Raw genomic sequence first — 15,764 nt, 5'->3', positions numbered from 1 at the left:
ACCGAGGTGAAGCGCTTCTTCCGCCCCGAGTTCCTCAACCGCGTGGATGAAGTGCTCGTCTTCCGGCCGCTCGACCGGAAGCAGATGGAGGAAATCGTCGAGATTCAGCTCCGCGACCTGTCCGAGCGTCTCAAGGACCAGCGTCTCACGGTCGAGCTGACCACTACCGCCAAGGACCTGCTCGTGCAGGAGGGCTTCGACCCTCAGTTCGGCGCCCGCCCGATCAAACGCGCGCTGCGCCGGCTGCTTGAGGACCCGCTGGCCGAGGAACTGCTCAGAGGCAGATTCAAGGCGAGTTCCGTCGTCGTAGTCGACCGCGACGGCGACCGGCTCGTCTTCGCCGAGAAAGTGACCGAGCCGGCGGCGACGCTGAAGCAGTGATAGCACTGCTCGCGGCCCTGCTGGTCGCCCAACCGCTGCAGGACACAAGCAAGGTCGTTCTGCTGAGCGTATCGGCCCACTCCGCCACCGCCGACACTCTGCTCATCGTCCGAACGGCCGGACTCAGCCGTGGCCAGGCCATGACCGCCAGCGCGCTGCGGACGAATCTCTCGGACGCAATCCGCCGGGTTTACAACCTGGGGCTCTTCTCACAGGTGGAAGCCGAGACCGCGAGGATTGCAGATGGGATACGGGTGAGGTTCGTCACGACCGAGTTCCCGAAGCTGAAATCCGTTGCCTATGACGGCTATCGCCGAGTCCGCAAGAAGGACTTTGAGACCAAGGTCAAACCCAAGGAAGGCGAAATCCTCACCGACAGGAAGATATTCGACTGGCAGCAGGAGATCCTGAAGCTCTACAAAGAGAAAGGATTCCTGCTCGTGAAGATCGACCACGAAACCACGAAGCCCGACTCGCTCAACGAGGTCGTTCTCACCTACAAGATCGACGAAGGCGATCCAGTCCGCATCCGGAGCATCAGCATCTCGGGCAACGACCACTTCACCAACTCGCAGATCGGTATCCACCTGGTCAACCGCCCGAAACGATGGTACCGGAAGGCAACCCTGAAGGAAGACGAATTCGTCAAGGACCTCGACCGCGTCGTCGAATTCTACAAGGAGCGAGGCTTCATCGACGCCAAGGTCCTCGACTACGACATGAAGTTCGATCAGGGCTGGGCCGACATCACGATCAGCGTGTCCGAAGGCACGCGCTACTACTTCGGCAACGTAACCATCAAGGGCGACTCGGTGCTCAAAGAGGCCGACCTCCGGAAGCTGATTCACTACACATCCGGCGGGCCTTACAATGCCAAGCTCGCCCAGTCCACCCTGCAGGACCTCTTCGCCGCCTACTCCGAAGAAGGCTACATCTACGCGCAGGTGTCGCCGGTCGAGAACATCCGTTCCGACACAGTCGATATCACCTACGACATTACGGAGAGAAAACCCGCGGTCGTGCGTCTGGTCAGCATCGAGGGCAACGAGCAGACTCATGACAATGTCATTCGTCGGGAAATCAGTTCCCTGCCGGGCTACACTTTCCGTCGTTCCGAGGTCATGCGCTCGCAGCGCGACATTTACAATCTCGGGTTCTTCGATGACGTCAGCCTGGACTACCATCCCGCGGATACCAACGGGAGCATCGATCTCATCTACAAGGTCAAGGAGAAATCCTTCTTCGGGACGGTCGGCGCCGGCGTCACCTACTCGGCCACCGATGGCCTGACCGGCTACGTCGAGCTCCAGCAGCCGAATCTGTTCGGCCGCGGCCAGCAGGCCAACGTGAAAGTCGAGAAGGGTGCCAAGGTAGCCGACTTCGCGCTCAGCTTCACCGAGCCCTGGCTGTTCGACCGGCCCATGTCGGCCGGAGCCGACCTCTCCTACCAGACTACGATCTACGATTACTACAGCAATCAGGAACTCGGTGGTGGCTTCTCGTTCTCGCGGCCTCTGCCGCTCGACTACACACGGGGCTACCTCGCACTCCGCGTTGCCGACGCCTACGTCCCGCCATCGTCCATCAAGTCCGGGTATAAGGTAACTGACACTCTGTTCAGCATCGACGGCGACACGGTACACAAGACTTCATTCACGCCCAGCGTCTCCTTCACGCGGGATTCGCGCGACTACATCTTCAACGCTTTCAGCGGCTCCTCAACAACCTACCAACTTGACCTGTCGCTGGGCGGCATCAACTTCCAGCGCCACATCTTCGACATGAGCCAGTATCTGCCGCTATTCTGGAAATTCACCCTGATGGGACGCACGCGGCTCGGCTACATTACCGGTTTCAAGAGCACTGACCGAATCCCGGTTTACGAACGCTTCACGCCCGGCGGCACCGGACTCGATGGAATCCGGGGCTATGACGACCGCTCGCTCGGCCCGACGGACGGCGGTTACATCATCGGCGGCCAAGCCGAGGCCATCTTCTCTCTTGAGTATAAGCTCCGGGTAAACCGGCAGCTTTCATTCCTTGCGTTCGGCGATGCCGGCAACGCCTGGAATTCTATCAACCAGTTCAGCCTGTCCGACCTGAAGCGGGGCGCGGGCGTGGGTGTCCGGCTGGAGATTCCAATGCTCGGACTTCTCGGATTCGACTTCGGCTACGGGTTCGACAAAGCGACTCCGGGCTGGGTCCCGCACTTCCAGATCGGCCGGACCTTCTAGCCCGCCTCGCAACTTACCCGCTGGACCTCTGCCACTTGACAGACCGACCAAGTCGCGTCACAATGAGCCGTGGTCAGGATACTGGCCCTCGCATTTCTCCCCGTACTAACGTTGGGCGGCGACATGAAGCTGCAGGCCCCCACTTACTCCGGCAGACTCCCTCCCGGTTTCAGCGGCTTTGCCGTTCTTGATACTTCTGGCGCGGCCTGCTTCCTTTCAGATAGCGGCGATAGAGTGATAGCCTACGCATGGCAATCCGGGACGCTCAAGAGGACATACGACCTTCCCCGACTCGACTCGGCCCTGACGCGACACGACTCCCTGAGCCAGTGCGGCTTCAGTCTATGGGGCGACGTCGACGGCGATCGAATTGACGAGTTTGTGGTCGCGATAGACCGCACCATCAGCAAGTACAAGCTGATAAACGGCACGCTGGCGCTCGTTGCTCAGACGAACCTGAGTCTGCCTGCGGACTCCCACCGGCTCTGGGTCACCGATGGCTGCATCGGCGACATAGACAACGACGGCAGGAACGAAATCCTGATCTCCGCCACGAGCTTGCGTCCACCTGACTACGGACCTGATTATGGAGATGACTCTGCGGGCCCGGATATACTGCTCGTGTGCCGCTGGAAGCAGGACACCCTGCTTCAGATCTGGAACGACGGAGGCATGTTGCAGATTGGCCAGGGTTCAATGCGGGCGGTTGCCGACCCGCGCAACACCGGAGCCAACCGGCTGATCCTTCTCGAAGGGGAAGGTGACGATGTCCATGCCTCCTTGTTCCGAGAAGTGGAATTGAAGGATGGCCGGTTCCATGAGGATGGGACCTTCCGGTTTCGTCGCGGTCAGCTCCATCGAGACCAGCCAGACCAGGACAACACAGAAGCGTTCCGCGCGGCGACGGACCGTCTCTTTGGCAAGGTAAAGGGCAAGACCGCAATCCTCGCAGACATCTTCGCTGATGACAAAGGAAACGAGGAGCTGTACATGTTCTCGGGCGACTCCGTGACCGAGCACATCGTGCTCTGGCCTGGCCCGTGGACGGCCGAGTTCGCCGACCTTGACGGCAAAGGCGTGGGGATACTGCGCCTACCCCCTTACGGAGACGGGTCCAGGTTCGAGTTCTACCGGCTGTAGCCTGCGCGAACGTCAGCGGTAGAACTGCCCGCGCGGGTGCTGGTAGGCACCCTTGGAGAACGGAAAGACTATCTGGTGGTAGAAATTGTCGAACAGCTTCTCACCATTGGGACCGGACCGTTCCGGATGGAACTGCACTCCGTAAAGCGGCCGGGTCGGGTGGTGCATCGCTTCGACCTCGCATGAAGCCGACCTTGCCATGAGATGCCATCCTGCCCGCTCAATCGGCTCCGCGACAACATACTCACGGTGGCTCTCGAGAAACTCCAATTCCGGCTCCATGCCGTGAAACAACGAACCCGGTTCAGAGACGATGACTGTCTCATTTCGCTCTATCAACTCTCCCGACAGGACCTGCGTCCCCGCCGCCCGGGCGAAAAGTTGATGCCCGAAGCAGATACCCAGCGCCGGCAACTTCAGGCCTCGCACGAATTCGGTCAGCGGTGCCGGCGGGTCCTCAATTGACAGCAGCCACTGCGAGCCGGAAATCACGACCGCCGAGTAGTCTGCAAGGTCGTATGCGGGCTCGAGAACTCCCCATGGCACTTCGACGACATCGGTAAAGCGCTCGACCTGAGTAGTGTAGCCCTTGATCTTCTCTTCGGCCTTCTCACGGTAGCAGTTTACTACAAGTGTTCTCACCAGCCACCTCCGGTTCTGTCGATACTGTCCGTTCCCGGGAAACGACAAATGTACGCGTACGCATCGTGATGGTGGATTGACTCGAAACTCTCGACCGCGACCTCATAACCGGTCACGAGCGGATGCTCGTCGAGCCGCTTCGCCACCTTTCGGACTACGTCCTCGACGAACGCCGGGTTCTCAAGGGCCAGCGTCGTCAGGTGCTTTTCGTCCTCACGCTTAAGCAGCGAGTAGACTTCACTCGAGCCGCAATCCTCCACCAGGTCAATCAGGTCCTCAAGCCACAGAAAACCTCTGAACTCAACCGCGACACGGATTTCTGCCCTCTGGTTATGCGCGCCCGTCTCGACCATATCCTTGGAGCAGGGACACAACGTCGCGATAGGTACGACGGCGCCAAGGCGGAGTCGGAACCGCTTGCCCAGTTCGGCGACAACCTGACATCGATAATCCATGAGTCCGCGCGCACCCGACACCGGCGCCGTCTTCTCGACGAAATATGGAAACTCCATCTCCAGATGCGCTGAATCGGCCTCGAGTTCTTTCCTCATGTCACGAAGGATTGTGCCGACTTTGTGCAGGTCGATCTCGCTGTGATGCCGTCCTAGAATCTCCACGAACCGGCCCATGTAAGTCCCGCGGTGCTCACGGGGCAGGTCAACGTACATGCTGATACGGGCGACCGTGTGCTGCTTGCGCCGCGCCTTGTCGAGCAGAACAATCGGGTAGCTGAGGTTCTTGACTCCGACCTTGTCAATCGGTGCGCCGCCGGCGCTCGGCTGCCTGCGTATATCCTCCATCCCTATCCCCTGATCCCTAGCCCCTAACCCCTCGTCCCATCCTCACACCAGCGCGTGGCCGCGAAAGCTGTAGTGGCTGTCGCGCGAGACCACTACGTGGTCGAGCAGTCGGATACCAAGTATCTTCCCCGCCTCGATCAGACGACGCGTAAGCCGGATGTCGTCGTCCGATGGCGTCGGGTCTCCGGACGGATGGTTGTGAGCGACGATGACGCTCGCAGCGCCGGCCCGGATTGCGCGCTCGAAGACTTCCCGGGGATGCGCAAGAGTTGTGTCCAAACTGCCGACCGATACCTCGGTCTCACCGATGCGTCGGTTGCGAGAGTCGACATAGAATGTCAGGAAGCACTCCTTGCGCCAGTCCTTCACGCTTGAGCGCGCACGACGCGCCACTTCTTTGGGGTCAGACAGGTCGGCCCGCTCCTTCACGCAGGGCGTGTCGTCGCTGCGCCGTGCCAGCTCGAAGGCGGCGACTATCTGGCACGCCTTTGCCTTACCGATGCCGCGTGTTCGCATCAACTCTTCGACGCTTGCGTGGCCCACTTCGGCTACGGAGTGGAACTGGTTCACGAGCTGCTGTGCGATGTCCCGCACCGGCATTCCCTTGGTGCCACGACTGATAATGATTGCCAGAAGCTCGACTTCGGAGAGATTCGCGGCCCCCACCTTGACCAGCCGCTCCCGCGGCCGCTCGTGCTCGGGCGTCTCATTCATGGTCGGCTTCCGGTCATTCGACATTGGCCCCGGCGGCCCCTGTCGAGCAGTGCGGAACTCGTCCTTCGTCATTCTGGCCTGAGCGTGAACTCCCACGCACACCAGACGTCATCGGGGTGCTTGTCCGGCGGGCAGCAGATGCAGCGGGTCTCGATCCTCGGGTCAATGGTCTTGGCGAACCACTCGTACTCAACCAGCCCGACCGGCTTACAGGGAAAATCAGGCAGCGACTTGCGCTTGCGCGCCGATTGCACCCGGCAATCCAGCATTCGGAACACCACGCGATTCTCGGTCTGTCCAACCACATCCTGCTCGTTCAGAAAGGCATAGAGCCTCAGCGACAGCGCCTTGACCAGCGCGGGTATCCCACCGCCGGGAGCAATCCCATGTCGCTCCATGATCCGCTTCGCCTCAATGACGGTGAAGACGCGCCAGGCCTCGGCGTCGGCCTTGATGGCAGCATCGAGCCCGTGAGCGCGTTCGACCGCCTGGAACCAGAGCCCGTCGTGAGCCAGCCAGTTCTTGGCGGAATCCTCGATCAGACCGAGCAGTTCGTCACGAGTCAGGCCTGTGAGTTGTGGAAATCTCTCGCTCATGCTCTGTGATGATATAGCGCTGCTGGGGTATGTCAACGCCAAGGCCCGCAAAAACGAAGGGCGGGCTTGCGCCCGCCCTTGAAAGCCGCGTAGGGCTGTCTACCAGCGGTTGCCGCTGTCGCGGGACGACCGACGGTCGTTGCCGCGGGGCGGACGCTCGGTGCGCTCGCGCGCCACGTTGACGGTGAGCGGCCGGCCTTCCATCTGGTACGAATTCAAGGCCGCAATCGCCGCGGTCGCTGCATCGGCAGCGGTCATCTCGACGAACGCGAATCCCCGTGACCTGTCCGTGAACTTGTCCTTCACGATGCTGACCGAAGTCACTTCGCCATGCTGACTGAACAGCTCATTGAGCTGTGTCTCGGTTGCGCTGAAGGGAAGATTCCCTACAAATATGCGCGTACCCATTATAACGGACCTCCGTATGTTTGCGCTTGAGAATCGTTGAAGGGAGCTACGGGCGGGTCTGGACTAAACACAGACTTGGACTCATAGACACCTGACGTTACACAAGCAACCTTGGGACCTTATTACTCTATGCTGGTTGCCGGTCCCCTTGGAAACCAACATTCTAATTGTAGCAGGACTCGCCCACGAGTCAATAAGTACTTGCGAAGCGCCAACAAGGGGCAGAATCCGGCCGGGACGCAATGCTGAGTCGTGTCTCGACCTGGTCACTCCATAACCGGGGCCGGCGGCATGTAGCCGAGGTCTAGTCGTTCGACTCGACCGGTCCGGGACACCCGAAGTAACAGCGATTCACACTGCCCGAACTTGAGGGACAGCTCGAATGCTGGAGTGCTGCCGCCGACGTTGAACCTCAGGTCTCTACCCGTCTGCCCTGCTTGAGCTGCCCGGCCATACTCCAACGGGTAGGTCAGGCCGCGAGAGGCCGGATGTCCGAAGAAGAACAGTAGTTCGTCGTCGACGACCCTGCACCAGAAATCGGGCGCATCGTGACCGGACACGAGCGGCGGTTCCTGGCTCAGGTTCCCGAGGTCGCTGCTCACGTTGTTGAGCCTTGTCAGTGCCTCCAGAGTCTGCTGATACTCCTTAGCAGCCCGTTTGTCCACGGCCCTGCCCGGCCGCTTCGGTATCCGCTTGAGACACACCGGCAGCCCTGCCTTTGCCAGTTGCGAGACCTGGACAAGCCCGTCCATGTCGAGCCACTCGCAGTCAACGTAGAGCAGCCCGAACCGCGCATCGCCGACCGAGAGCACCCCATCCTCAAAGCGGGACTGTTCGAGAAACGGAGCTGACACCCAGAGCGGCTGGCGGCCTTGCAGTTCCGAAGGAGGTCTGAGATAGTGCATCTCCCAGTGGTACTTGGCGCTCGGCTTCTGTTGTTCCTGCGGCAGTTCGCCCTTCATCCACTGGTCTTCCAGCGGGAGGTACACGGCCACGTCCGAGTACGGTCGCCCCAGCTTCATCACTCCGCAAACTCGCTCCATGTAGGCATTGAACTCCGGCAGTTCTGCTGCGAATGCGCTGTCGGGCCCCACATAGACGCTGGCATGAAACGAGCCCACGGCTTTCGGCCTACGGCTTTCGGCTTCGATGCTCCGGCCGTCAGCCGTGGCTGCCCCCCTCCCTTCTATTCCCTCCCCCATGAGGGGGAGGGAGGAGTAAGGGTGGCTACGGCCGTTAGCTGTTAGCTGTCGGCTGTCAGCTTGTTCCTGTCCTGCTTGCGCTTGAGCTTGGGCTTGCGCTTGGTATGGCATCCCATGCCAGAACACGTGATTCACACCGTTCGCGAACAGGGCATCCGCCAGCAACTTGATGTCGGCAACCTGCTCCTCGCCCTGGTGCGGACCCGGCCCCGGGTACGGAACCCAACCATACAGGCAAGTGAACGCTTCGGCCGACACGACCGGCTTGCCTGACAGTACAGCCGCCGATGCCGGGATTCGGCTGAACTCAGGGTCGAACAGGATGGCCTCGGACTCCTGCACATCGGCCGCAGCGTACGCGGCCAGCAGGTCGCATGGCGCGCCATGACACTGCGCCCGCGTGAACGAGTTGTGGCTGTGGCTGAACTCGGTGAACGGCTCGTAGAACTCATGCAGCACGTAGTCAGCGATAAGCTTTCGATAGTCGTATCGCACATCGGGATGCTCATCGAGCTTCGGCATGAAAGGCAGGACGTCATACCCGAACCGTTCCTGGAACCGCTGGCCGAATCCGGTTGTCCAGAGCCCTTCGGTCTCGACCTCGAAGGAGTCGCAGAACCAAGCCGATTTCGCCCCGTTCAGCGCCAGACCGAGCGCGTCACCCATCGTGTCCGCGTACCGACGGAACGCCTGCCGGTCAAGGTGGTTCAGTATCCTGCCCTCGGCCGGCAACTCCCACGAACGGCCCAACCGTTGCGACAACGGCCCGTCGAACCGCTGGGAGGCATCGGTTTCTGACACGAATGTGCCGCCGAAAGGCCACAGGGTACCGAACGTGAAGTCGCAACCCAGTCCAAGTGACTCGCAGTAGCGCTTGGCAAAGGCAACCTTGCTCGACCACTCTGGACTCAGAAAATCCGGTCCGCGCTTCTGTCCGGGCAATGGGTAGATGAAGGCAAGTTCAACCCCGCCGAACCCGTTGGCCTTCACCCAATCAAGTTGTGACTTGATGTCCTCATCGCGCAGTTCGACATTGAACCACCACCATCGTGTCCACGGCCGTGAATCCGGATACAGCAACTCTGGGCCTTCGGCTTGGGCTTGAGCTTGCGCTTGTGCCCTGTCAGGAGCGGCCACTCAGCACCTCCGCTTCGTATCGACTGACCTCGGCCATCCAATCACGCTCCAAAGGAACGCCGGCGCGCATGCAGTAGTAATCCCAAACCGCACCGAGCGGCATGGTCTTCGCCTCTTCAATTAGGGCAAGTCTTCCAGTCTGGTCTAGTTCGCGCAGCCGCGCCGTGGGTTCGAGCAATGCCGTGAGCACTGCCTTGAGGGTAGCCCGCGCCCCAATGACCCATGCCGCGACGCGGTTCATGTTCGCGTCGAAGTAGTCGAGTGCAATGTGTACTCGGTCGAGACCACCAGCCCGCACCACCTCGGACATTACGTCTCTCAACTGGTCGTCGAACAATGGGACGTGGTCTGAGTCCCAGCGCACGCCGCGGCTGACATGAATCAGCAGTTCGCCAGAGAACTGAAGGATGGCAGACACCTTGTCCGCGACCGACTCGGTCGGATGGAAGTGCCCCAGATCGAGGCAAAGCAGCAACCCGCGGCTCAGCGCGTAGCCCATGTAGAACTCATGTGATCCGACTACAAACGCCTCGCTGCCGATGCCCCACAGCTTGCTTTCAAGCGAGTCTTTCATGCTCGTCATCGGATAGGTGTTCACGAATATCTCGTCGAGTGACTTCCGAAGCAGGCTCCTGCGCTCCCAACGATCAACGACGGCATCCTTGGCTCCATCCGGAATCCAGAGATTGTGGATGCAGGGGCTCTTCAGTCCGCGGCCGAGAAACGCGCTGACTTCCCGACTGCGCCGCACGTGCTCGACCCAGAACCGACGAACGGCCTCGTCGGTACTGCTCAAAGTGAAACCGGACTGGGCCTTCGGATGAGCGAAGAGCGTGGCGTTGAAGTCAAGCCCAAGCCCTCGCTCTCGCGCCCAGTCGAGCCAGCCCTTGAAGTGCTCAGGCGCAATCGCGTCTCGGTCAACTGGCTTTGCGCCGAACTCGCCGTACATCGCGTGCAGATTCACTCGATGCCGCCCCGGAATCAACGAAAGAGCCTTGTCCAAATCCTGCCGCAACTCGGCAGCATTTCGTGCCCGTCCTGGATAGGAGCCGGTCACGGCTAACCCTGAACCCGCGAGCGTTGCCCGGTTCGTCTCGAACCCGGTCACATCATCGCCCTGCCAGCAGTGAACTGAGAGCGGCACGCGCCCCAAACTCTGCAGCGCCGCTTCGACATCAACGCCGATGGTCTGGTACTGCTCTTTCGCCCAGGCAAAGGCCTGCTCCAACCTGTTGTCCTTCATCGCTTCTCCTCTGCCAGGCCGCGGAACCGCTCGTATGCGGCATCCCATTCCTTCGTCGGCCCCGGCTCGTACTGCCTGACTCTGAACGACTCACGTACTATCGTACGCATCTCCTCCAACGATGAAACCAGACCCGCGGCCATCGCCTGAACCAAGATGTTGCCGACGGCCGTCGCCTCGGCCGGACCGGCATGCACGGGCAAACCGAGTGCGTCGGCCGTCATCTGACAGAGCAGACTGTTGTGCGCTCCCCCGCCAACAATGTGCACGCGCTCAATCTCCCGCCCTGTTACCTTCTCCAACTCATCCCTGACCAGTCGGTACTTCAAGGCAAGACTCTCCAGCACGGCCCGCACCTGCTCTGCTCGCGTGCGCGGCGGGCGTTGCCGAGCGCTTCGGCAATACTCGACCAGGGCCTTTCCCATATCCTCGGGGGCACGGAAGCAGTCTGCGTCAGGGTCGAACACGGCATTGAGCGGCTTTGCCTCCGCCGCCTCTTTCACGAGCGAACCGTACTCGGCCGCCTCTCCCCACGACTTGACCAGTTGCTGCAGCAGCCAGAAGCCGGTGACGTTCTTCAGGAACCGGAAACGACCTCCAACGCCACCTTCGTTCGTGAAGTTGTGACGCAGGGCGGCGGCCGTCGTGATCGGCTTCTCGGTCTCTACACCGACGAGTGACCACGTCCCGGCGCTGATGAACATCCACGCCTCGGCCTCTACTGGCACTGCTGCAACCGCGGAAGCCGTGTCATGGCTCGCAGTGGCGACAACGCGGGCGCGCTTGAGCCCTACTTCTGCCGCCACCGGAGACGAAAGCGGACCAACCTCTGTACCCGGCTGGACGATATCCTGCATCACACGTTTCGGCAGCCCCAGTGCCTTCAACAACTCTGCCGACCACTCCTGCTTCGACGGATTGTAGAGCTGCGAAGTGGTGGCAATAGTGAACTCAGTTGCCTTTCGGCCGGTAAGCAGGTGATTGAACAAGTCAGGCATGAACAGCAGGTCCGTCGCCACGTCCAGAAGCGGCGAACGGTCGCGCTTCATCGAGTAGAGCTGGTACAGAGTATTGATGGGCAGGAACTGGATTCCGGTCAGTTCGTACACCCTCCGTTTGGGAACCAGCCTGCGGAACCGCGACATTGCGCCGTCGGTCCGACCATCGCGGTAGGAATAGGGCAGCCCCAGGAGTGTACCGTCTGACGCAAGCAAGCCAAAATCCACGCCCCACGTGTCTATTCCAACGCTCGTCGGCTCTTCTGCCGCGCACGCGCGCAGACCATTCTTGACCTCGTCCAACAGATGCCACACGTCCCAGAACAAGTGACCGTTCAGTTCCAGTATCCGGTTCGGGAATCGGCTCAACTCACGAACACCCAGCCTGCGGCCATCGAGTTCTCCCAGCATCGCCCGACCGGACTCTGCTCCTAGGTCGAAGGCAAGAAACTTGGGCGGTCGTCTCATCCTTCAGGACCGAGTCTTGATCTCGTGATGCGCCTTGTCAGTCTGCTTTCGGTCAGCGGGAGGTTCGAACTGACCAGGGTTGTAGTAGTTGATGGTGCGGCCCTTAGTGTCCAGCCTGAGCGCCTGGACGAACTCGCCCCTCAGGATGGCGAAGTGCCACGCTTCTATTTGTTCGCCAATCTTCACCTTCAGCTCAACGCCGTAGTCTAATATACCTATCCTGTGTTCGGTCACGTCCGCGTCCACAAAGGTGACCGGAAGGAACGAATCGAGGGCGACAGCGAAATCCGTTCTCGTCCCCAATTGCCATCAACACGAGTGCTTTGGCCAGTTCCACCTTGTTATCATCGGTGACCTCCAGGTTGTACGCTTGGAGCAGTCTGTCGAAACCAGAGGGCAACGGGAGAAGACTTGTGTCGGTGATGGACGTCAGATAGAGAAAACCAGGCCTCCCCCAGAGGACCCTGTAGAAGACGGTTCTCGGGAAGAGACGATCCAGAAGCTCACCTGTGACCTGGACGCGTGCCCGAAGCCCGGGAAAACGACTTGCCAACTGGCTGGTCTCAGCCTCGGACAGAACTCGCTCGGAAGTCTTGGCTCGTTCCTCCAGTGCTGGTTTCCTTCCCGACCCTGCTGCCACAGATATGGCGGCGACCACGAGCAACCCGACAAAGGCCGTTCTGACGCATCTGCTTCTGCGCATGTGCACCTCGAGTCGCCCGCCGTCGAGCACTCCGAGCATCGTACGGCCCGACTCCGCCCCGAGGTCAAGTGCGAGAAATCGGGCGCTCTTCACGGTCGTGTTCCGGGACGAGCGGTCGAGCGGGAAGACACGTATCTAGGCTCTGGCAAGGTGTTTCTGCAAGACCCTTCTGAGCGGCCCGTTGATCCGGCAGCGGTCGAGCGCAAACGACTGCATCGTCCGGTCAATCGCTGCCTCGTCCATGCCTTTGAAGCAGCTTGCGTAGGCCGGGTGCATGTATGCGGCCGTGAAATTGCCGAGCAGGCTCTGTTCGGCATAGAACCGGAAGAGCGCGCGGTCGGCCCGGGTCTCCGGCAGCCTGCTGAGAATCAGTTCCGCCAGCTCGTATGTCTTCTGCTGAATCGGCGTCCGCGGCTGGTTAGGGACCCAGGAGTCTGTCCCCAGTTCGCGCTTCGCCGCGAGCACCGGAGCTATCGCGCGAGCGTAATCCGACTCCGGGTCAACAACGGCCAGCCCCATCATCCCCATGTCCTTCCACGTCCAAATGGTCCAGTCGACGCCGGCGTCCTCAAAGACCGAAAGCTGGTCGTCCAGCGCCCGTAGACGGAACTCGGATTCGGCACTGTCGAACGCCCCGCCGAATTCTCCGACCCATAGCGGCACGCCATGGCGACGACAGAAAACCGTGCCTTCCTGCTGCTCGAAATCAGCCTTCATCTTCGCGCGGTCCCATAGGGCTCCGCTGAACTCGCCGGGATACGGCCCCATTCCAAGGCACGCCCTGACGTAGTTGTGGCTGGAGTAGACGAGGTTGTCCGCGAACGGCGCATCCAGACCGGCGAAGAGCGTCGAGAACCGGTCTCCTTCAAGGTAGATGATGTGCTCAGTGTCAATCCGGCGGATGGCTTCGACCACGCGACGGTTCAGGCGATTTAGAGGCTCCCAGTCCGGTCGATAGGGGTAACCGAAGAAGCCATATGGCACGCCGGTCACCGGCTCGTTCATCACATTGTACCCTGCCACAACCGGATTTCCGCGGTACCTGCGAGCGAACTCCTCCCATAGGGCCACGAAGCGGTCCTGGAACTGCTTGTGGGACCAGATGAGCGTGAGGCGACCGTAGTGGTCGGAATGCCAATCCGGGTCCTGCCAGCCCGGCACCGCGTGCATGTCTGGAATCGCATACAAACCGTGCTTGCCGCACCAATCTATGACCTGGTCAAGGCGCTTGAATCCCGATTCCAGCCACTGACCGGGCTCGGAGTCAGACTCGAAGTGCCGATAGTTGAATGGCAGGCGCACAACCGTACAGCCCAGCTCCTTCACAAGCGCGATGTCGGGCTCGGCGAGGAAATAGTCGAGCATCCTCTCCCAGAGGAACGCTGCGCGGCCGGCCCCAAGCTGCTCGGCGAGTGCCTGGCGAAGCCCGGACTCGAAACCGGGATAGCCGTTGATGAAGTTCTCGCTGTTCAACCAGCCGCCGACCCCGAACCCGCGCAGCCTCACCTTGTGGCCTTGCCCGTCAACGATGGAGTTGCCCTTAACCTTCAACATGTCCACTTCTGCCTCCTACTGCCGCCCGGCTGTCTCTGCCAGCAGCTTGAATTCCTCTCTTAGCTTCGGATAGAGCGCGCGATAGCGCTCGTACGAATCAACGTATGCGCGGGCATCCGGCCCCGGCTTTGTGCTGCCCGTCTCGTGCACGGTCCGCTCGCATGCCTGCTCCGCATCCGTGTAGACACCTGTTCCGACTCCGGCCAGGAGCGCCGCGCCGTAGGCCGCGCCCTGTGTGACGTTGACTTCAACGATCTCAGTTCCAAACACATCGGCCATCATCTGCCGCCAGAATGCGGACCGCGAGCCACCACCCGAGACCCGCACCCGCACACAGCTCTGGCCAAGGTTGCACAGCAAGTCCAGGCACTCGCGCAAGGAGAACGTCACTCCTTCAAGCACCGCCCGAGCCATATGTGCCTTGGTGTGCCTGAGTGACAGACCGAAGAAGACCCCGCGCGCATTCGGGTCAGCATGAGGTGTCCGCTCACCAGAGAGGTACGGGAGGAAAAGCAAGCTGACAGAGCCGGCCGGCGCAGTGGCAGCCAGTTCTGTGATGACATCGTAGACGTCACGTCCGGTCCGCTTCGCTTCAGCCTTCTCGTCCTGACAGAGTGTATCCCTGAACCAGCGCAGGCTGCCTCCCGCGGACAGAGTAACGCCCATCAGGTGCCATGTATCAGGGACTGCATGGCAGTAGGCGTGAAGCTCGCCGGTTGGATCGAACCTGTACTGGTTCGTGGCTGCGAAGACCACACCTGACGTTCCAATGGTAACCGAGACAATGCCCTCACGTGCAATTCCCGTCCCAATGGACTGCGCTGCCTGGTCGCCCGCTCCGGCAACAACCGGCGTTCCCGCTCGCAGTCCTGTAGCTAGCGCAGCTTGGGCGCTGACTTCAGCAACTACCTCATGGCACTCGTGCAGCGGCGGCAGCCACTCGTTCGGGATGTCTAGCAGCCTGAGCAACTGGTCCGACCACATTCGCCTGCGCACGTCCATCAATAGCGTACCCGAGCCGTCAGCTACATCCATGGCCAACGCCCCGGTCAGCCGGTAGCGAACGTAGTCCTTGGGCAACAGAACATGCCGGGCGCGGCGGTAGATGTCCAGCTCATTCTCTCGCACCCAAAGAATCTTACCCGCAGTGAAGCCGGTCAACGCGGGTTTCCCTGCCAACTCAATCAGCTTCGCCCGTCCTATCTCCTGTTCAATCTCCGCGCACTGGGTCGCAGTCCGCTGGTCGTTCCACATAATACACGGACGCAGCACCTTGCCTGCTTCGTCCAGCAACACCAGCCCGTGCATCTGCCCGGTGAGACCAATGCCGGCAATGCTCTCCCCTCCCGCACCAGCCAGAACCTGTTTGATGCTGACGATGGTGGCTTGCCACCAATCCTCAGGGTTCTGCTCAGCCCAGCCTGGTCTCGGCACCGACATTGAGTATTCCGTGGTCGCCTCGCTCCTAACGCTACCGTCAGGAGCAATGAGGACAGCCTTACTTCCCGAGGTCCCAATATCAATGCCGAGAAGTAGTGGCATTG

14 protein-coding genes are annotated in these 15,764 nt (G+C 60.8%); 3 read left to right on the top strand and 11 right to left on the bottom strand.

Translation table 11 applies throughout. The features are described from left to right. The 3 genes from VMH22_08870 to VMH22_08860 form a co-directional block, all read left to right on the top strand. A partial coding sequence (locus VMH22_08870; GenBank protein ID HTW91806.1) for an ATP-dependent Clp protease ATP-binding subunit ClpC occupies positions 1-381 on the top strand: 381 nt, incomplete at its 5' end. After that, complete coding sequence (bamA, locus tag VMH22_08865) at positions 378-2,615, top strand: outer membrane protein assembly factor BamA (GenBank protein ID HTW91805.1); 2,238 nt, start codon at positions 378-380, stop codon at positions 2,613-2,615. The genes VMH22_08870 and bamA, both read left to right, overlap by 4 nt. Positions 2,616-2,684: 69 nt before the next feature. Beyond that, positions 2,685-3,755, top strand: coding sequence for a VCBS repeat-containing protein (locus VMH22_08860; protein HTW91804.1), 1,071 nt, complete (start codon positions 2,685-2,687; stop codon positions 3,753-3,755). Positions 3,756-3,767: 12 nt separating this feature from the next. Here VMH22_08860 and VMH22_08855 read toward each other — a convergent pair whose 3' ends face one another. The 11 genes from VMH22_08855 to xylB form a co-directional block, all read right to left on the bottom strand. Then, positions 3,768-4,397: a gamma-glutamyl-gamma-aminobutyrate hydrolase family protein gene (locus tag VMH22_08855; GenBank protein ID HTW91803.1), complete on the bottom strand. Its 630-nt coding sequence runs from the start codon at positions 4,395-4,397 to the stop codon at positions 3,768-3,770. Next, positions 4,394-5,197 carry a GTP cyclohydrolase FolE2 gene (gene folE2, locus VMH22_08850; protein ID HTW91802.1) on the bottom strand — a complete coding sequence of 268 codons (804 nt, stop codon included), beginning with the start codon at positions 5,195-5,197 and terminating at the stop codon, positions 4,394-4,396. The genes VMH22_08855 and folE2 overlap by 4 nt, the downstream gene beginning before the upstream one ends. 42 nt (positions 5,198-5,239) lie before the next feature. Beyond that, complete coding sequence (gene radC, locus VMH22_08845; protein ID HTW91801.1) at positions 5,240-5,911, bottom strand: DNA repair protein RadC; 672 nt, start codon at positions 5,909-5,911, stop codon at positions 5,240-5,242. A 68-nt stretch (positions 5,912-5,979) separates the two neighbouring features. Continuing rightward, positions 5,980-6,507: a DUF6125 family protein gene (locus tag VMH22_08840; GenBank protein HTW91800.1), complete on the bottom strand. Its 528-nt coding sequence runs from the start codon at positions 6,505-6,507 to the stop codon at positions 5,980-5,982. Positions 6,508-6,606: 99 nt separating this feature from the next. Then, positions 6,607-6,915, bottom strand: a complete 309-nt coding sequence (locus VMH22_08835) for an RNA-binding protein (protein ID HTW91799.1) — start codon at positions 6,913-6,915, stop codon at positions 6,607-6,609. A 266-nt stretch (positions 6,916-7,181) separates the two neighbouring features. Further along, positions 7,182-9,254, bottom strand: a complete 2,073-nt coding sequence (locus VMH22_08830; protein HTW91798.1) for a glycosyl hydrolase — start codon at positions 9,252-9,254, stop codon at positions 7,182-7,184. Next, positions 9,241-10,497 carry an L-rhamnose isomerase gene (locus VMH22_08825; GenBank protein ID HTW91797.1) on the bottom strand — a complete coding sequence of 419 codons (1,257 nt, stop codon included), beginning with the start codon at positions 10,495-10,497 and terminating at the stop codon, positions 9,241-9,243. Before VMH22_08825 ends, VMH22_08830 begins: the two co-directional genes overlap by 14 nt. Continuing rightward, on the bottom strand, positions 10,494-11,963 hold the full coding sequence (locus tag VMH22_08820; protein ID HTW91796.1) for a rhamnulokinase family protein: 1,470 nt from the start codon (positions 11,961-11,963) through the stop codon (positions 10,494-10,496). The genes VMH22_08825 and VMH22_08820 overlap by 4 nt, the downstream gene beginning before the upstream one ends. A 3-nt stretch (positions 11,964-11,966) precedes the next feature. Then, positions 11,967-12,266, bottom strand: a complete 300-nt coding sequence (locus VMH22_08815) for a hypothetical protein (protein ID HTW91795.1) — start codon at positions 12,264-12,266, stop codon at positions 11,967-11,969. A gap of 535 nt (positions 12,267-12,801) precedes the next feature. After that, complete coding sequence (locus VMH22_08810) at positions 12,802-14,220, bottom strand: glycoside hydrolase family 5 protein (GenBank protein HTW91794.1); 1,419 nt, start codon at positions 14,218-14,220, stop codon at positions 12,802-12,804. Between the two features lie 15 nt (positions 14,221-14,235). Next, positions 14,236-15,762: a xylulokinase gene (gene xylB / locus VMH22_08805; GenBank protein ID HTW91793.1), complete on the bottom strand. Its 1,527-nt coding sequence runs from the start codon at positions 15,760-15,762 to the stop codon at positions 14,236-14,238. Positions 15,763-15,764 lie beyond the last annotated feature (2 nt).

It is taken from the genome of bacterium, assembly GCA_035505375.1.
Classification (GTDB): Bacteria; Hydrothermota; Tepidihabitantia; order Tepidihabitantales; family Tepidihabitantaceae; genus UBA2258.
Note: the sequence above shows the minus strand (reverse complement) of the source record. Positions and strands in the feature narration are given on the sequence as shown.